At 63.0% G+C, this 17,623-nt stretch carries 17 protein-coding genes and 1 riboswitch; of the genes, 11 read left to right on the forward strand and 6 right to left on the reverse strand.

Annotated elements, in window-relative coordinates; all coding sequences use genetic code 11:
* The first annotated feature begins 57 nt into the window (after window positions 1-57).
* The 5 genes from cysM (at window position 58) to AC2T3R_RS05990 (ending at window position 6,177) form a co-directional block, all read left to right on the forward strand.
* Complete coding sequence (gene cysM, locus AC2T3R_RS05970; RefSeq protein WP_023662461.1) at window positions 58-957, forward strand: cysteine synthase CysM; 900 nt, start codon at window positions 58-60, stop codon at window positions 955-957.
* Entirely contained in the window at window positions 958-2,316 is a 1,359-nt protein-coding gene (rlmD, locus tag AC2T3R_RS05975) for a 23S rRNA (uracil(1939)-C(5))-methyltransferase RlmD (RefSeq protein ID WP_061551293.1), read from the forward strand.
* A gap of 96 nt (window positions 2,317-2,412) precedes the next feature.
* On the forward strand, window positions 2,413-4,653 hold the full coding sequence (relA, locus tag AC2T3R_RS05980; RefSeq protein WP_015269231.1) for a GTP diphosphokinase: 2,241 nt from the start codon (window positions 2,413-2,415) through the stop codon (window positions 4,651-4,653).
* A gap of 124 nt (window positions 4,654-4,777) precedes the next feature.
* Window positions 4,778-5,611, forward strand: coding sequence for a nucleoside triphosphate pyrophosphohydrolase (gene mazG / locus AC2T3R_RS05985; protein ID WP_013971361.1), 834 nt, complete (start codon window positions 4,778-4,780; stop codon window positions 5,609-5,611).
* A 26-nt stretch (window positions 5,612-5,637) separates the two neighbouring features.
* On the forward strand, window positions 5,638-6,177 hold the full coding sequence (locus tag AC2T3R_RS05990; RefSeq protein WP_013971362.1) for a DUF2058 domain-containing protein: 540 nt from the start codon (window positions 5,638-5,640) through the stop codon (window positions 6,175-6,177).
* Between the two features lie 45 nt (window positions 6,178-6,222).
* Here the strand turns inward: AC2T3R_RS05990 and AC2T3R_RS05995 are convergent, their stop codons facing one another.
* From AC2T3R_RS05995 to purM, 4 genes are all read right to left on the reverse strand, one after another.
* Window positions 6,223-6,405 (reverse strand): hypothetical protein, encoded by a 183-nt coding sequence (locus AC2T3R_RS05995; RefSeq protein ID WP_003257734.1) that lies wholly within the window; start codon window positions 6,403-6,405, stop codon window positions 6,223-6,225.
* Window positions 6,406-6,727: 322 nt separating this feature from the next.
* Window positions 6,728-7,438: a DUF3108 domain-containing protein gene (locus AC2T3R_RS06000; RefSeq protein WP_023662920.1), complete on the reverse strand. Its 711-nt coding sequence runs from the start codon at window positions 7,436-7,438 to the stop codon at window positions 6,728-6,730.
* An 8-nt stretch (window positions 7,439-7,446) separates the two neighbouring features.
* Complete coding sequence (purN, locus tag AC2T3R_RS06005; protein ID WP_410953553.1) at window positions 7,447-8,100, reverse strand: phosphoribosylglycinamide formyltransferase; 654 nt, start codon at window positions 8,098-8,100, stop codon at window positions 7,447-7,449.
* Entirely contained in the window at window positions 8,100-9,158 is a 1,059-nt protein-coding gene (purM, locus tag AC2T3R_RS06010) for a phosphoribosylformylglycinamidine cyclo-ligase (RefSeq protein WP_013971366.1), read from the reverse strand. Before purM ends, purN begins: the two co-directional genes overlap by 1 nt.
* A 363-nt stretch (window positions 9,159-9,521) precedes the next feature.
* Here purM and AC2T3R_RS06015 point away from each other — a divergent pair, with 363 nt between their 5' ends.
* The 5 genes from AC2T3R_RS06015 (at window position 9,522) to AC2T3R_RS06035 (ending at window position 14,129) form a co-directional block, all read left to right on the forward strand.
* The gene (locus AC2T3R_RS06015; protein WP_486744773.1) at window positions 9,522-10,589 is read left to right on the forward strand and encodes a DUF2066 domain-containing protein; all 1,068 of its coding nucleotides are present in this window, start codon (window positions 9,522-9,524) and stop codon (window positions 10,587-10,589) included.
* Window positions 10,590-10,601: 12 nt separating this feature from the next.
* Window positions 10,602-11,675: an AI-2E family transporter gene (locus tag AC2T3R_RS06020; protein ID WP_410953554.1), complete on the forward strand. Its 1,074-nt coding sequence runs from the start codon at window positions 10,602-10,604 to the stop codon at window positions 11,673-11,675.
* A gap of 294 nt (window positions 11,676-11,969) precedes the next feature.
* Complete coding sequence (hda, locus tag AC2T3R_RS06025; protein WP_013971369.1) at window positions 11,970-12,677, forward strand: DnaA regulatory inactivator Hda; 708 nt, start codon at window positions 11,970-11,972, stop codon at window positions 12,675-12,677.
* A gap of 125 nt (window positions 12,678-12,802) precedes the next feature.
* The gene (locus AC2T3R_RS06030) at window positions 12,803-13,456 is read left to right on the forward strand and encodes a C40 family peptidase (protein WP_015269239.1); all 654 of its coding nucleotides are present in this window, start codon (window positions 12,803-12,805) and stop codon (window positions 13,454-13,456) included.
* Between the two features lie 139 nt (window positions 13,457-13,595).
* The gene (locus AC2T3R_RS06035; RefSeq protein WP_013971371.1) at window positions 13,596-14,129 is read left to right on the forward strand and encodes a C40 family peptidase; all 534 of its coding nucleotides are present in this window, start codon (window positions 13,596-13,598) and stop codon (window positions 14,127-14,129) included.
* Here the strand turns inward: AC2T3R_RS06035 and AC2T3R_RS06040 are convergent.
* Window positions 14,095-15,441: a PQQ-dependent sugar dehydrogenase gene (locus tag AC2T3R_RS06040; RefSeq protein WP_486744774.1), complete on the reverse strand. Its 1,347-nt coding sequence runs from the start codon at window positions 15,439-15,441 to the stop codon at window positions 14,095-14,097. The genes AC2T3R_RS06035 and AC2T3R_RS06040 overlap by 35 nt on opposite strands.
* A 728-nt stretch (window positions 15,442-16,169) precedes the next feature.
* Between AC2T3R_RS06040 and AC2T3R_RS06045 the strand changes: the two genes are divergently transcribed.
* Window positions 16,170-16,628: a hypothetical protein gene (locus tag AC2T3R_RS06045; protein ID WP_486744775.1), complete on the forward strand. Its 459-nt coding sequence runs from the start codon at window positions 16,170-16,172 to the stop codon at window positions 16,626-16,628.
* Here the strand turns inward: AC2T3R_RS06045 and AC2T3R_RS06050 are convergent.
* Window positions 16,615-17,193: a hypothetical protein gene (locus AC2T3R_RS06050; protein WP_015269242.1), complete on the reverse strand. Its 579-nt coding sequence runs from the start codon at window positions 17,191-17,193 to the stop codon at window positions 16,615-16,617. The two genes, AC2T3R_RS06045 and AC2T3R_RS06050, sit on opposite strands and share 14 nt — an antisense overlap.
* Window positions 17,194-17,360: 167 nt before the next feature.
* Window positions 17,361-17,580, forward strand: a riboswitch (cobalamin riboswitch).
* The last annotated feature ends 43 nt before the right edge of the window (window positions 17,581-17,623 follow it).

Consider the following 17,623-nt stretch of genomic DNA (forward strand, 5'->3'; position numbering starts at 1 on the left):
CGGGAAGGGTTTGCCGGTATGATAGGCACCCCTGCCGTCCGGATTGTGAAATACGCCATGACCTTGCAGTACCCAACCATCGCCGATTGCGTCGGCAATACGCCCCTGGTTCGCCTGCAGCGTATCGCTGGCGAAACCAGCAACACCCTCCTGCTCAAGCTCGAAGGTAACAATCCCGCCGGCTCGGTGAAGGACCGCCCGGCACTGTCGATGATCACCCGCGCCGAACTGCGCGGCCAGATCAAGCCCGGCGATACCCTGATCGAAGCCACCTCCGGCAACACCGGCATCGCCTTGGCGATGGCTGCGGCGATCAAGGGCTACAAGATGATCCTGATCATGCCCGACAACTCCACCGCCGAACGCAAGGCCGCCATGACCGCCTACGGCGCCGAGCTGATCCTGGTGACCAAGGAAGAGGGCATGGAGGGCGCCCGTGACCTGGCCGAGAAGCTGCAGGCCGAAGGCCGCGGCCTGGTGCTGGACCAGTTCGCCAACGGCGACAACCCCATCGCCCACTACAACAGCACCGGCCCCGAGATCTGGCAGCAGACCCAGGGCACCATCACCCATTTCGTCAGCTCCATGGGTACCACCGGTACCATCATGGGCTGCTCGCAGTACCTCAAGGAACAAAACCCGGCGGTGCAGATCATTGGCCTGCAACCAATGGAGGGCTCGGCAATTCCGGGCATCCGCCGCTGGCCCGAGGAATACCTGCCGAAAATCTTCGACGCCAGCCGTGTCGACCGCGTGGTCGACATGTCGCAGCAGGAAGCCGAGGAAACCACCCGCCGCCTTGCCCGTGAAGAGGGCATTTTCTGCGGCGTGTCTTCCGGTGGTGCAGTCGCGGCCATGCTGCGCCTGTCCCGCGAGGTGGAAAATGCCACGATGGTCGCGATCATCTGCGACCGCGGCGACCGTTACCTGTCCACCGGCCTGTTCGACCCGAGCTAAATGTCCAAGAAGAAAAGCAACAGCGGCCTGCGCTTCCAGCCGGCTGGCGGCAACCGCAGCCCCCAGGTCCCGGTGGGCAAGAAGCAGCGCCTGGAAATCGAGCGCCTGGCCGGTGATGGCCGGGGCATTGCCTTCCACGAAGGGCGCACCTGGTTCGTCAGCGGCGCCCTGGCCGGTGAGGCCGTCGAGGCGCGGGTGCTCAATGCCCGTGGCAAAGTGGTCGAGGCCCGCCTGGAGCGCCTGCTGCAGGCCAGCCCCGAACGCCGTCAGGCACCGTGCCGGTATTACGAACGTTGCGGAGGCTGCAACCTGCAGCACCTGCCGCACGAAGCGCAGCTGGCGCTCAAGCAGCGCACCCTGGCAGAGCAGCTTCAGCGGGTGGCCGGCGTGCAGCCCGAGGAATGGGCCGCACCGCTGAGTGGGCCGGAGTTCGGCTACCGGCGCCGCGCCCGCGTGGCCGTGCGCTGGGACGCCAAGGCGCGTCAGCTGGAGGTCGGCTTCCGTGCCGAAGCCAGCCAGGACATCATTGCCATCGACGATTGCGCGGTGCTGGTACAGCCCTTGCAGTCGATTCTGCGCCATTTACCGACCGTGCTGCGCTCGCTGAGCAAGCCGCAGGCGCTGGGCCATGTGGAACTGTTCAGCGGTACTGCCGAGGCGCTGCTGGTGCGCCATGTCGCGCCGTTGCCCGCCGAAGACCTGGCCAGGCTGCAGGCGTTCTGCGAACAGGCCAATGCCCAGTTGTGGCTGCAGGGCGAAGGGGAGCCGGCGCCAGTGGACCCGGCCGCGCAGCTGGGCTTTGCCTTGGCGCCCTGGCAGTTGGAACTGGCCTGGCGCCCAGGTGACTTCGTACAGGTGAATGCCCAGGTCAACACGGCAATGATAGAGCAGGCGCTGGCCTGGCTCGCACCGCAGGCCGACGAGCGCGTGCTGGACCTGTTCTGCGGCCTGGGCAACTTCGCCCTGCCACTGGCCCGGCAGGCGCGCGAGGTAGTGGCAGTGGAAGGAGTGCAGGCCATGGTCGATCGGGCCGCGGCCAATGCCCGGAACAACAATGTGCATAACGCACGGTTTTTTCAGGCCGATTTATCGCAGCCTTTGGCGGGTGCCGGATGGGCCGCCGAGGGCTTTTCTGCGGTACTCTTGGATCCACCGCGCGACGGTGCTTTCGAGGTGGTGCAAGGCATCGCCCGCCTCAAGGCCAGAAGGCTGGTCTATGTATCGTGCAACCCGGCCACGCTGGCGCGAGACGCGCAGGTGCTGGTCGGCCAGGGGTACCGGTTAAAAAGGGCCGGGATTCTCGACATGTTTCCTCAGACGGCGCATGTCGAGGCCATGGCGTTATTCGAAGCGGGCTAGCTGACTGGCCCCTTGGTGCGGCTTTCATGGAATGGTGGCCGCACGGTGATCGCCAGCGCACCCGTGTGGTGTGCTGTATGGAAAGGTAAAACAAAGATGGTACAGGTGAGAGTGCACCAGCCGGTCAACACCGACGGCAGTATCAATCTCGAAGCATGGTTGGACCATGTGGTAAGCGTCGATTCGGCACTGGATCGCGCAGCGCTGAAAGAGGCCTGCGAGTTTGCCCATGAAGTCGAGAAAAAGGGCAACCCGGCCAAGCATTCCTGGGCGGACGGTACGTCCAGCTTCCAGGCGGGCCTTGAGATCGCGGAAATCCTAGCCGACCTCAAGCTCGACCAGGATTCCCTGGTGGCGGCGGTCATCTACCGCTCGGTGCGCGAGGGCAAGGTGACGCTGGCCGAGGTCAGCCAGCGCTTTGGCCCGGTAGTGTCCAAGCTGATCGACGGTGTGCTGCGCATGGCCGCCATCAGCGCCAGCCTCAGCCCGCGCCAATCGCTGGTGCTGGGCTCGCAGGCGCAGGTCGAGAACCTGCGCAAGATGCTCGTGGCCATGGTCGACGACGTGCGCGTGGCGCTGATCAAGCTGGCCGAGCGCACCTGCGCGATCCGTGCGGTCAAGGCCGCCGACGACGAGAAACGCCTGCGTGTCGCGCGCGAGGTGTTCGATATCTATGCGCCGCTGGCGCACCGCCTGGGTATCGGCCACATCAAGTGGGAGCTGGAAGACCTTTCCTTCCGCTACCTCGAACCCGACCAGTACAAACAGATCGCCAAGCTGCTGCACGAGCGCCGGCTGGACCGCGAGCGGTTCATCAGCGAGGTTATGAACCAGCTGCAGAACGAGCTGCTGGCCACTGGCGTCAAGGCCGACATCAGCGGCCGGGCGAAACATATCTATTCGATCTGGCGCAAGATGCAGCGCAAAGGCCTGGAATTCAGCCAGATCTACGACGTGCGCGCGGTACGCGTACTGGTGCCGGAAATTCGCGACTGCTACACCGCGTTGGGCATCGTGCATACCCTGTGGCGGCATATCCCCAAGGAGTTTGACGATTACATCGCCAACCCCAAGGAGAACGGCTATCGCTCGCTGCACACCGCGGTGATCGGCCCCGAGGGCAAGGTGCTGGAAGTGCAGATCCGTACCCACGGCATGCACGAGGAAGCCGAGCTTGGGGTATGTGCCCACTGGCGCTACAAGGGCACCGACGTCAAGTCCAGTTCCAACCATTACGAAGAGAAGATCTCCTGGCTGCGCCAGGTGCTGGAGTGGCACGAAGAGCTGGGCGACATCGGTGGCCTGGCCGAGCAGTTGCGGGTCGACATCGAGCCGGACCGGGTCTATGTGTTCACCCCGGACGGCCACGCCATCGACTTGCCAAAGGGTGCCACGCCGCTGGACTTCGCCTACCGCGTGCACACCGAAATCGGCCACAACTGCCGCGGCGCCAAGATCAACGGGCGCATCGTGCCGCTCAACTACAGCCTGCAGACCGGCGAGCAGGTCGAGATCATTACCAGCAAGCACGGCAATCCCAGCCGTGACTGGTTGAACTCCAACCTGGGCTACGTCACTACCTCGCGGGCACGGGCCAAGATCGTGCACTGGTTCAAGCTGCAGGCACGCGATCAGAACGTCGCTGCCGGCAAGACCTTGCTCGAACGCGAGCTCAGCCGCCTGGGCCTGCCGCAGGTGGATTTCGAGCGCCTGGCCGAGAAGACCAACGTCAAGACCGCCGAGGACATGTTCGCCTCGCTCGGTGCCGGCGACCTGCGCCTGGCGCACCTGGTCAACGCCGCCCAGCAGCTGCTTGAGCCCGAGCGCATCGAGCAGATCGAACTGGTACCGCGCAAGCCCACCGGGCCGCGTACCGGCAAGCGTGGCGACATCCAGATCCAGGGTGTCGGCAACCTGCTGACGCAGATGGCCGGCTGCTGCCAGCCGCTGCCGGGCGACGCCATCGTCGGCTACATCACTCAGGGCCGCGGTGTGAGCATCCACCGCCAGGACTGCGCTTCGGTGCTGCAGTTGGCGGGCAAGGAACCGGAGCGCATGATCCAGGTAAGCTGGGGGCCGATCCCGGTGCAGACCTACCCGGTCGACATCGTCATCCGTGCCTACGACCGCCCGGGCTTGCTGCGCGATGTGTCGCAAGTGCTGCTGAACGAAAAGATCAACGTGCTGGCGGTGAACACCCGCTCGAACAAGGAAGACAACACCGCGCTGATGTCGCTGACCATCGAGATTCCAGGCCTGGATGCGCTGGGGCGCCTGCTGGGGCGGATCTCGCAGTTGCCCAACATCATCGAGACGCGGCGTAATCGTACACCTTGAGACCGCGGTGCCTGCTTCGCGGGCTTGCCCGCTCCCACAGGCAAGATGCAGATTTCGAAACCTGCATGCATCCTGTGGGAGCGGGCAAGCCCGCGAAGAAGCCACCACCGAAGGACCTGCCTGAATGACCTACACCCTCGAAGACCTGCTGCACCTCATGGCCCGCCTGCGCGACCCGCAGTACGGCTGCCCGTGGGACCTGAAGCAGAACTACGCGAGCATCGTCCCGCACACCATCGAAGAGGCCTACGAGGTTGCCGATACCATCGAGCGTGGCGACTTCGAGCACCTGCAAGGTGAGCTGGGCGACCTGCTGTTCCAGGTGGTCTACTACAGCCAGCTGGCCCGCGAGGAGGGGCGTTTCGAGTTCGACGGCGTGGTCGACAGCATCACCCGCAAGCTCATTCGCCGTCACCCGCATGTATTCCCCACCGGCGAGCTGTATGCGCCGGTGGACACCCCCAGCCTGAACGAGGCCCAGGTCAAGTCACGCTGGGAAGAAATCAAGGCTGAAGAGCGCGCGGAAAAGAGCCAGCCCGAACAGCTGTCGTTGCTCGACGACGTACCAGCGGCATTGCCGGCGTTGTCGCGGGCAGCCAAACTGCAAAAGCGCGCGGCCACGGTCGGTTTCGACTGGCCTGCGGCATTGCCGGTGCTGGACAAGGTGCGCGAAGAGCTGGACGAAGTGCTGCAGGCCATGGCCGACGGCGATGCCGATGCGCTCGAGGATGAAATCGGCGACCTGCTGTTTGCCGCCGTCAACCTGGCCCGCCACCTCAAACATGACCCGGAACACGCCCTGCGCCGTGCCAATCGCAAGTTCGAGCGGCGTTTCCGCTTCATCGAACAGGCATTGCGCGACAGTGGCCGCCCCATCGAAGATTGTAACCTTGATGAACTGGATGCCCTTTGGGGTGAAGCCAAACGTCAGGAAAAGAACCTGCCCAGCTGCGGCTGAGCTGTTGCATAAGTGAGTGAACATTCATGAGCCTTTCCCTTCGCGACCAACTGCTCAAAGCCGGTCTGGTCAACCAGAAACAGGTTTCCCAGGCCAACAAGGCCGAGAAGAAACAGAAACGCCTGGAGCACAAAGGCCAGGTCGAGGTGGACGACAGCCAGCAGCGCATGGCCAAGGAAGCCATGGCCGAGAAGGCCAAGCGTGACCAGGAACTGAACCGCCAGCAGCAGGAAAAAGCCGAGCAGAAGGCCCGCGCCGCGCAGATCAAGCAGTTGATCGAAGCGACTCGCCTGCCGAAGCTGAGCACCGAGGACTACTACAACTTCGTCGACGACAAGAAGGTCAAGCGCATTGCCGTCAATGCCCTGATGCGGACCAAGCTGAGTAATGGTGCGTTGGCCGTGGTGTCGTTTGCCGGCGGCTATGAGGTGATCCCTCGGGAGGCGGCATTGAAGATCCAGGAGCGCGACCCTGGCCGTGTCCTGCTGCTGAACACCCATGTCGAGGAAGCGGACGAGGACGACCCGTACGCAGCCTACAAGATCCCTGATGATCTGATGTGGTAACCACGAAAAACCCCGCCTTGGCGGGGTTTTTCATTTGAAGATGGGTCATTGCGTGGCGCGCTGGTTTTCCAGGTTTTCCAGCTCTGTACGGTACTGATGCGCTTCATGTTCGTTGTGGAACATCCCCACCAGTTGGCCCTGTTGGTGCACATCCCAGATCCGCACACCAGCGGCCAGGCCTTCGTGGGACATTTTCGATTCGTCGCGTTCGGTTACTTGGACTGTCATCGTTAAACTCCACTGCTTCAGTTGGCTGCGACACTATGTCGCACAACCTCTTTATAGAGTTTGTTAGCAGGCTAAGTAAATAAAACAGGCATGAAACAAGTTTCATGATCAGCCTTTGGGCCGGCAGGTGCACTTTTGTAGGAGCGGCCTTGTGTCGCGATGGGGCGCGCAGCGGCCCCGGCAATCTTGCGTTGAGGCAAAGATCCTGGGGCCGCTGCGCGCCCCATCGCGACACAAGGCCGCTCCTACAGGCGTCGGTGCAAGGCCGGCAGAAAAAAGCCCCGCACAAGGCGGGGCTTCGGGTACTGCTGGCAGCGCTGGCTCAGTTGCCCTTCACCGGCTTGCCATCGACCGTGCCATCCTGCAGGACGATCACGTATTCCTTGCCATCGGTCTCGACCTGGCGCAGTTGCACCAGCAGGTAGTCCCAGTTCTTGGCGAACCACAGCTCGGTGATGCGCTTGCTCTGGCTTGGGTCGCGCACGCGCTCGACCTTCACCGCATCGACCTGGCCAGTCTTGGTAGTGACCTTTTCGGTGCCCAGCACGCGGAAGTCGTAGGTGTCGATCTCGTCACCATCGACCACCTGGTAGGTCATGCTCTTCTTGCCGGCGGCCAAGTCATGTTGCAGGGCCAACTGGTAGGACGACTTGTCCAGCACACCACGGTTCAGCGGCAGGTTGATGGCATCGCCACGGTCGCTGCCGGTGACCTTTTTGCTGTTCCAGTCGAAAGTCAGGTCGACCTTCTTGGCCTTGCCCAGGCCACCACGCTCGAAGTGGTACTTCTGTGGCAGCAGGGTGTCGTTGTCCATGCGCAGGGTGCTTTGCTCGGTCAGGCTGGCGATCATCATGGAGGCCTTGAAATTAAGGTCCCAGGTACCGTTGGCATTCTTGACCAGGCTGCGCTCGGCGGTGCCGCTCATGGGCAGTTGCTTCCAGTCTGCGGTATAGCTGGCCGAGAAAGGCTTCAGATCAGCTGCCTGGAGGGGCAGGGCGAGCACGGCGAGAGCCAAGAGCAGGGCGCGACGCATAAATTCTCCTAGGATCGAATCAAGTGACCGCTGGCCGCCAGTGGCTGGCCATCCAGTAATGCACCCTGTTCGCCAAGACGCAAGCGCCCTTCGGCGAACCAGCGCACTGCCAGCGGGTAAATCAGGTGTTCCTGGCGGTGTACCCGCTGGGCCAGGCTTTCGACGGTGTCGTCAGGCACCACCGGCACCACAGCCTGTACGACCAGAGGGCCGCCATCGAGTTCCTCAGTCACGAAGTGTACGCTGCAGCCGTGCTCGCCGTCGCCTGCCTCCAGCGCCCGACGGTGGGTATGCAAGCCCTTGTACTTGGGCAGCAGCGACGGGTGGATGTTGAGCAGGCGGCCCTGGTAGTGGCGCACGAAGTCGCCACTGAGGATGCGCATGAAACCGGCCAGCACCACCAGGTCGGGGGCGAAACCGTCGATGCGCGCCATCAGCGCGGCATCGAAGGCTTCACGGCCGTCGAACTGGGTGTGCTCGAGCACGACGCTGTCGATGCCGGCCGCCGCGGCGCGTTGCAGGCCGTATGCGTCGGCGCGGTTGGAAACCACTGCACAGATGCGCACCGGGCTGTCCTGGCCTTGGCAGCTGTCGATCAGGGCTTGCAGGTTGCTGCCGGAGCCCGACAGCAATACCACTACATTGCAGGTCTTGCTTGGCATCAGTGTGCCTTGAGGTTTTGCAGCTCGACCTGGGCAGCGCCTTCGGCGGCTTCGGCGATGTGGCCGATCACCCATGGCTGCTCGCCAGCGGCGCGCAGTTCGTTCAGGGCTGCTTCTACCTGGTCCTGGGCCACGCAGATGACCATGCCGACGCCGCAGTTCAGCACGCGGTGCATTTCATGCTCGTCGACGTTGCCTTTTTCCTGCAGGAAGTCGAACACCGCCGGGCGCTGCCAGCTGGCCACGTCGATGACCGCCTGGGCGTTGGCCGGCAGTACGCGCGGGATGTTGTCCAGCAGGCCGCCACCGGTGATGTGGGCCATGGCCTTGACCGCGCCGGTGTTCTTGATCAGTTGCAGCAGCGGCTTGACGTAGATGCGGGTCGGAGCCATCAGCAGGTCGGTCAGCGGCTTGCCGTCCAGCTGGGTGTTCTCGATGTCGGTGGCGGACACTTCGAGGATCTTGCGGATCAGCGAGTAGCCGTTGGAGTGCGGTCCCGAGGACGGCAGGGCGATCAGTGCGTCGCCGGTGGCAACCTTGGAGCCGTCGATGATCTCGGCCTTTTCCACCACGCCGACGCAGAAGCCGGCCAGGTCGTAGTCTTCGCCTTCGTACATGCCAGGCATTTCGGCGGTTTCACCACCGACCAGCGAGCAGCCGGCCAGTTCGCAGCCGGCACCGATGCCGGTGACCACGGTGGCGGCCACGTCGACGTTCAGTTTGCCGGTGGCATAGTAGTCGAGGAAGAACAGTGGCTCGGCGCCGCACACTACCAGGTCGTTGACGCACATGGCGACCAGGTCCTGGCCGATGCTGTCGTGCTTGTTCAGGTTCAGTGCCAGACGCAGCTTGGTGCCGACGCCGTCGGTACCGGAGACCAGCACCGGCTGCTTGTAGCCGGCCGGGATCTCGCAGAGGGCGCCGAAGCCGCCCAGGCCACCCATGACTTCAGGGCGTGCGGTGCGTTTTGCCACGCCCTTGATGCGTTCGACCAGTGCTTCGCCGGCGTCGATGTCTACACCGGCGTCCTTGTAGCTCAGGGAGGGTTGCTTGCTCATTGATCCAGGCCTTTAGGAGGGAGGGATTCTTAAAAACGACCATGACGGCCAAGGCCGGCTGGTAAGCGGCGGCTGCCTGAAACGTCAGTGGTCTGTGAAGGCGCGCGATTTTATCAGGGTTGCCGGGCAGCGGCCATCCTCAGGCCGACGGGCAGGGCATGAAAATAGGTAAAAAGTTGGGGGTGTACGCCACAAGGGCCGCGCCATGCACGCGCAGGCGCTGAACCTGTTGCGGCGAGCACCTGTCAGACCCATCACATTTCCCAGGCAATCTCCGCAACCAATCTTTCATCCTCGCGACTGGTTACCTTTCGCCCCCGTGTATAAGGTATAGGCATTGCGGTAAATGGACAGGAATCCTCCATGCGTCTCTTCAATATTCTGGCAGCCGGTTGTCTGGCCCTGATCTCGGCCAGTGCCCAGGCTGAAAATGTCACCGGCCTTTACCAGGTGCGCGAGCCGGTCACAGGGCAGGGCGCCGAAGCCCGTGCCGCGGCTACCATCCAGGCTCTCGATACCCTGGTAACGCGCCTGACCGGCGACCCCAAGGCGGCGCAAAGCCCGGCATTGGCCGCTTTGCGCAAGGACCCGCAGCAAATCATCAACCAGGTCGCCAGCGAAGCCGGGCCACCCGAGTCGGTGTTGGTCGAGTTCGACCCTGGCAGTACCGAACGGGCCTTGCGCAAGGCCGGCCTGGCCTTGTGGGGCAGCAACCGCCCCTCGATTCTCGGCTGGTGGCTGAACGACAGTGTCGAAGGCAGCAACCTGGTAGGTGACGGCCAGGCCAGCGCCCAACCCCTGCGTCGTGCCGCCCAGCACCGTGGCCTGCCGTTGCGCCTGCCGCTGGCCGACCTGCAGGAGCAACTGGTGGCCAATGCCGAGCAGATCGAAGGCGGTGACCCTGCGGCGCTGCGCGAAGCCTCAGGGCGCTACGGCGCCGATGCCTTGCTGGCGGTGCATGCCCGGGAAGCCGATGGCAAATGGCAGGGCAAATGGCAGCTTTGGCTGGGCGACCAGCGTGAACAAGGCACTGCCGAAGGTGCCGACCCGGCAGCGCTGGCCGACGCCGTGATGCTGGCGCTCAGCAGCCGCCTGGCGCCGCGCTACGTCACCCGCCCGGGGGCCAGCAGCCAGTTGCAGGTGCAAGTGCAGGGGATGAACCTGCAGCGCTACGCCGAACTGGCCCGCGTGCTCGAACCCTACGGCCCGCGGCTGCAAATGGCCGAAGGCAGCACCCTGACCTACGGCGTGACTGCCAACCGCGAACAGTTGCGTGCCCAGCTTGGCCTGGCCAAGCTGCAGGAAGTACCGGTAGAGCAGGCGCCCGCTGTGCAGCCCCCTCCAGCTCCGGCAGACGCTGCCGGGGCCGGGCAACCAGTGCCGGCCCAGCCAGCACCCAAGCCGTTCGACGGTTTGCGTTTTCGCTGGTAAGGGGAGCACACCGTGACCGACGTACGTCGTTGGATCTGGCTGGGCGTTGCCCTGCTGGTCGCCGTGCTGCTTTACAGCCTGCACAACATTCTTACCCCGTTCCTGGTCGGCGTGCTGCTGGCCTATCTGGCCGACCCGCTGGTCGACCGCCTGGAGCGCCTGGGGCTGTCGCGCACCTGGGGCGTAGTGGTGGTGTTCGGCCTGTTCACCTTGCTGTTGCTGGCCTTGCTGCTGGTTTTGGTGCCGCTGCTGGCCAAGCAGCTGGTGCGCCTGTACGAACTGGCGCCGCAGATGCTCGACTGGCTCGAGCACGTGGCGCTGCCCTGGGTGCAGAGCCGCCTGGGCCTGGCTGACGGCTTCTGGAAGTTCGACAAGATCAAGGCCGCCATCGGCACGCACATGGGCCAGACCACCGATATCGTCGGTGTGCTGCTGTCCCATGCCACTGCCTCGAGCCTGGCGCTGATGGCCTGGCTGGCCAACATGGTGCTGATCCCGGTGGTGGGTTTCTATCTGCTGCGCGACTGGGACCTGATGATGGCCAAGCTGCGTGGCCTGCTGCCGCGCCAGCGTGAGCCGCAAGTGATGGGCCTTGCAGGCGAATGCCATGAGGTGCTGGGGGCGTTCGTGCGCGGGCAATTGATGGTGATGGTGGCCCTGGGCATCATCTATTCGGCCGGGCTGATGCTGGTGGGGCTGGAACTGGGGTTATTGATCGGCATGCTCGCCGGGTTGGCTGCCATCGTGCCGTACATGGGTTTCATCATCGGCATCGGCGCGGCCCTGGTGGCTGGCCTGTTCCAGTTTGGCGGCGACCTGTACCCGATGCTGGCTATCGTCGCAGTGTTCATGGTCGGCCAGGCGCTGGAAGGCATGGTGCTGACCCCGCTGCTGGTCGGTGACCGCATTGGCCTGCACCCGGTTGCGGTGATTTTCGCGATCCTGGCCGGCGGTGAGCTGTTCGGCTTTACCGGGGTGTTGCTGGCGCTGCCGGTGGCGGCGGTAATCATGGTGCTGCTGCGGCATGTGCATGACTTGTACAAGGAATCGGACATGTATGCCGGGGATATCGACCCGGAGTTGTGATCCCAGGGCCGCCTTAATGCCGGCCAGTTAAGAAAATTGGGGCCGCGTTGCGGCCCTTCGCGGGCTTGCCCGCTCCCACAGATGTGTCGCTGAGCCCATGATTTACGCGCCCCCTGTGGGAGCGGACAAGCCCGTGAAGGGTTGCAAAGCAGCCCCAAAATAGCCAAAAAAAGCGCAACTCATTGATTTTACTTGTGCTATCCGCTGCCGTGATTGTGCGCCCCGCGCTGCGGGTATAGACTTTGCACATTGTTCACCAAAGGCCCCCTGCGGTCCTGTCGACCGCCCGCGAGCATGAAACCACCGATCCAGTTGCCCCTGGGTGTGCGCCTGCGCGATGACGCCACCTTCATCAACTACTATCCGGGCGCCAATGCTGCGGCATTGGGCTACGTCGAGCGGCTATGCGAAGCCGACGCCGGCTGGACCGAGAGCCTTATCTACCTGTGGGGCAAGCAAGGTGTTGGCCGTACCCACCTGCTACAGGCCGCTACCCACCGCTTCCAGCAACGCGGCGAGCCAGCCGTCTACCTGCCGCTGGCGCAATTGCTCGATCGTGGCGTAGGGCTGCTCGACTACCTGGCCCAGTATGAACTGGTGTGCATCGACGACCTGCACGTGATCGCAGGCAAGGCTGACTGGGAAGAGGCCATGTTCCACCTGTTCAACCGCCTGCGTGACAGCGGCCGGCGCCTGCTGCTGGCCGCCTCGGCATCGCCGCGCGAACTGCCGATCAAGCTGCCGGACCTGAAGTCGCGGCTGACCCTGGCCCTGGTGTTCCAGATGCGTGGCCTGTCCGATGAAGACAAGCTGCGTGCCCTGCAACTGCGTGCTTCGCGCCGTGGCCTGCACCTTACCGACGAAGTCGGCCACTTCATCCTCACCCGCGGCGCACGCAGCATGAGCGCGTTGTTCGACCTGCTGGAACGCCTCGATCAGGCCTCGTTGCAGGCACAGCGCAAGCTCACCATCCCTTTCCTCAAAGAAACCCTGGGCTGGTAACCCCGAAAACGCTGGGCCAGAGCGGCAAAACGAAAAAGTCACATCTTTTTCGATAAAATTTGCAAATGGCCATGATAGAGGGCATAGTTTCACCCTTCTAAAGGATTACAGACACGGTCGTGCCCATGCTGAAGCGCTTCGCACCCCTCGTGCCACTCGCACTCGTGACCCTGCTTTTTGGCTGCGCGGCCCAAGGCCCAGCTTCTCATTCAGAGCTGCAGTCCCAGGATCACTCCCCGATCGCCGCACAATCGGCCTTCAAGGCCAAAGCCTCCTCCTCGTCGGTATTCGGCGAGCCGGAAGAGCTGGCTACCGAAGATGACCTGGAGACCTTCTCCAGCAGCAAGCCTTACCAGTTGCCAGCTCTGGCTGACAGCATTCTCGAGCGCGGCATGTCGCTGATCGGCACTCGCTATCGCTTCGGCGGTACCTCGGAGAAGTCCGGCTTCGACTGCAGTGGTTTCATCGGCTATCTGTTCCGCGAAGAGGCGGGTGTGACCCTGCCGCGTTCCACGCGTGAAATGATCAACGTCGATGCCCCGAAAGTGGCCCGCAACAAACTCAAGCCAGGTGACCTGCTGTTTTTCAGCACCAATGGTCGCGGCCGCGTCAGCCATGCTGGCATCTACCTGGGTGACAACCAGTTCATTCACTCCAGCAGCCGCCGCAGCGGTGGTGTGCGCATCGACAGCCTCGGTGACCGCTACTGGAGCAAGACCTTCATCGAAGCCAAGCGTGCCTTGGCCATGGCGCCGACCACCAATATCGCGCGCAACTGATGGCAAAATGATGTACCCTGCCGCGGCGGCGATGCTTTGAAAAAAGCTCGCCGCCGTGCGCATTTATAGAAAGCGTCTAATCTAATTTCTCAACTCTTTTCGGCTGCGGCCCAGCGGACTCAGACAGGATGTTCTGGCCATGGTAAAGATGGCGCGCTTCGCATTTCTCTCCTTGGCAGCCTTGCTGGCTGCCTGCTCCAGCCGTGCGCCTGCGCCGGCCCCTGTGGTACAGCCGCAGGTTACCTATAGCCAGCCCAGCCCTTCGCCGATTGCCGATGACGTGCTGATGCGTGCCATCGGCTTGGTGGGCACGCCTTATCGCTGGGGTGGCAATACGCCGGACTCCGGTTTCGATTGCAGTGGCCTGATCAAGTACGTCTATCGTGATGCTGCCGGCATAAGCCTGCCGCGTTCGACGCGTGAGATGATCGTAATGCGCGCGCCAACCGTGGATGCCAAGTCGCTGCAGTCCGGCGACCTGGTGTTCTTCGCCACCAGTGGCGGCTCGCAGGTCAGCCATGCGGGCATCTATGTCGGGGAAGGGCGCTTCGTGCATGCACCTTCCAGCGGTGGCACGGTGCGTCTGGACTACCTGTCCAACAGCTACTGGGCCAAGGCTTACCTGCAGGCCAAGCGCGTCATTCCGCAAGGGCATCTGGCGCAGAACCCCTGAGGACAGGCGGGGCTTTGCTCACCCGCCAGACCACGTTGCCGACATCATCGGCTACCAGCACGCCGCCACGCCCGTCGGTGATTACGCCGACCGGGCGCCCTTGGGCCTTGCCATGCTCATCCAGAAAACCGGTAAGCAGGTCTACGGGCTTGCCCGAGGGCTTTCCTGATGGGTCGAACGGCACGAAAATCACCTTGTAGCCACTGTGTGGCTTGCGGTTCCACGACCCGTGCTGGCCCACGAATGCCCCTTGTTCGAAGGGCGGTGGTAGCCCGTTCGGTTCGGCGAATGCCAGCCCTAGCGATGCCGTGTGTGGGCCTACGGCGTAGTCGGGCACCAGCGCCTGGGCAACTTTTTCAGGCGCTGGCGGTTGCACGCGCTCGTCCACGTGGCGGCCGTAGTAGCTATAGGGCCAGCCATAGAAACCGCCGTCCTTCACGGAAGTGATGTAGTCCGGTACCAGATCGCTACCGATCTCGTCACGCTCGTTGACTGCCGTCCACAACGTACCGCTGTGCGGCTCCCAGGCCAGGCCGTTAGGGTTGCGCAGGCCGGTGGCGAACAGGCGGTGCTGGCCGCTGGTGGGGTCCACTTCCCAGATCGCGGCGCGCCCCTGTTCCTTGTCCATACCGTTTTCGCCTACGTTGCTGTTGGAGCCGACCGTCACGAAAAGCTTCTTGCTATCAGGGCTGGCGATCACGTTCTTGGTCCAATGGTGGTTGAGCGGCCCGCCTGGCAACTCGACCACTGGCTGGCCTTCATTGCGAATTTGCATGGCACCGGGCTCATAGTGAAAGCGCAGCAACCTGTCGGTGTTGGCGATATACAGGTCCTTGCCGACCAGCGCCATGCCGAACGGTGAGTTGAGCTCTTCGATGAAGGTTGTACGGATTTCAGCCACGCCGTCGTGGTCGGCATCACGTAGCAGGGTAATGCGGTTTGCGCTAGGTACGCCTGCGCCTGCCCGCTTCATCACCTTCTTCATGACCCAGCCGCGCAGGCCCTTGCCATCTTCGGGCTTGGGCGGGGCATTGGTTTCGGCCACCAGGACGTCGCCGTTGGGCAGCAGGTATAGCCAGCGAGGGTGGTCGAGCCCGCTGGCGAACGCTTTCACCTGAGTGCCTGGTGCTGTCTCGGGCTTGGCGTCCTTGGGCCAGCCCACTGCCGGGGCGATATTCACGGTGGGGAGGGTGGTCTTGACCGGAGCAGGCAGCTGGGGGGTTGGGCCACTACCGTCGAGTACATTCAGCAGGGCGGTTTCGCCGCAGGCAGTCAGGCTGGCGGCCAATAACCAAGGCGTCAGGTGTTTCATGGGGCGGCGTCCTCCTAACAGGGCCTATGAATTGAGAGGTCGGTGACATTCGCCAGGTTCCCGGAACCATCCAACTGCCGTTGCCGTTGCCGTTGCCGTTGCCGTTGCCGTTGCCGTTGCCGTTGCTTTTGCTTTTGCTTTTTAAGCGCGCGGTAGTTCAGGCACCGCCGATTGCGACTTCAGGAGGCCGAGCGAAGGGACTGCGGAGGGAGGTGACGGGCATGGATGCCCGTCAAGCGCTGAGGCCCCATGGATGGGGCCTGCAGCGCGTACTCCCGGGAGCAGGCCCGTAGCGAGGGGACCCCGGAGCGCAGCGTAGGGGCCGGATGATAGGAGCCAGCGTTTTTTGGTTACTTTTTGTCGCGTTTGACAAAAAGTGACCCGCCGTAAGGGCGGAAAGGTGAATAAGCGCCACCTTCGAGAATGAATGTTGACCTTGTTGTTGATGCCCACGCTTGAAAGCGAAGAGCGAAGAGCGAAGAGCGAAGAGCGGAAGAGTACTGGTTTTGATCTCGCGCATAGTCCATTTATGATGGCGACGCTGACTCACCTTTTCGCCCTTACGGCGAGTCACTTTTTGTCAAACGCGACAAAAAGTAACCAAAAAACGCTGCGCTCCCATCATCCGGCCCCTCCGCTACGCTACGGGGTTCCCTCGCGCCGGTCTTGCTCCCGGGAGGACGCGCTGCAGGCCCCATCCATGGGGCCTCAGCGCTTGACGGGCATCCATGCCCGTCACCTCCCTCCGCAAGACCTCTGCTCGGCCTCCTGAAGTCGCGAAGATCAAGATCAAGATCAAGATCAAGATCAAGATCAAGATCAAGATCAAGATCAAGAGCAAGAGCAAGAGCAAGAGCAAGAGCAAGAGCAAGAGCAAGAGCAAGAGCAAGAGCAAGAGCAAGAGCAAGAGCAAAAATCGTCAGAAACCGCAGTCGTGTAATACCAGTAATCGGAACTGGCTCCTCATGAAGGCTGGGCGTGGGGCACCTGCGGTGGCTCGCTTCACTACGACAGGAGACTTAAATAGGGCTCTGTGGGAGCGGGCGCGCCCGCGAACACCGGCGCAGCCGGTGCCAGCCACCGCGCTGGATTCTTCGCGGGCACGCCCGCTCTCACAACGGCCAAGTCGCGCTTGCGAAACGAGTTCCGGTCCCGGCCCGAGCCGAAGTTGCTTCAAGCCTGCTTGAGCAACAACGCCACCCCCGGGAAATACTGCCCCAGTTCGTTGTGCAACTTGCGATAGGCATACGGGAAGTACCAGGCGATGGCACAGGCGGTATGTTTCTGCAGATCGTCGACCAGGTCCTGCAGTTCCTCGGGGCTGGCATGCTGGCCAGCCTTCCACGGGCTGATGAACAGTGCACCAGCTTTCAACTGGCTGGGGTAGGCCACCTGGCGCGCCAGGGCAGTGGTCTGCTGCAGGGCGTCGGCCATGTCCAGCCGAGCGATTCTTGGCCAGCGCTGACTGACACTGAGGTACAGCGCTTCATCGGCACTGCTGATCGACAGGTCGCAGCGCCCTTCGTGTTCACCTTCGTCGCGCTGCTTCTTGCCGGCAAACTGCTGCAGCGCCGCCAGTTCGGCTTGCCAGGCCGCTGCGGCAAGCAGCCCCGTATTGGCGGCAGCGCCATGCCAGTAAGGTGCTTCGGCATCGCCAGCAAACTGGTTGAAGCGGTCAATACAGTCGCCCCAGCGCTCCAGCACCGGAGCAAGAAACTCCAGGCGCGGGTTGTTGATGATCTGGCCTCGCATGCTGCGCTCTCCTGTTGTAGTTGTGATCGCGTTCAGCTGAAAATGATGGCTATGTGATATCACTGTATTCAGTGTGGCACAACAAGGTGAATTGGCCATTACCCAGGCGGAGCCTGTTCGGCTGCAAAGCGGCCCGCTTCGATTGACGCTCCCGGTCCAACCCTCTAACCTTCGCGCGTGTTTCAGGTGCCCTGCCAGCCCCGACTGGGCAGGGTGAAACTGGGAAGCCGGTGGGTGCCAGCATGGCGCGATTCCGGCGCTGCCCCCGCAACGGTAGGTGAGTCGCGGCCGCGCAGGGCCACTGGGTGCCAGCACCCGGGAAGGCGCGCAGGCCTGGGCCAAGGCCCGCTCACAAGCCCGGAGACCGGCCTGATACTGCCAACGGCATCACGGAGGGTGATGCGCGGTGCACCGTTGCCTACGGCCACGG

It is taken from the genome of Pseudomonas sp. PVC-5-1 (assembly GCF_057444345.1).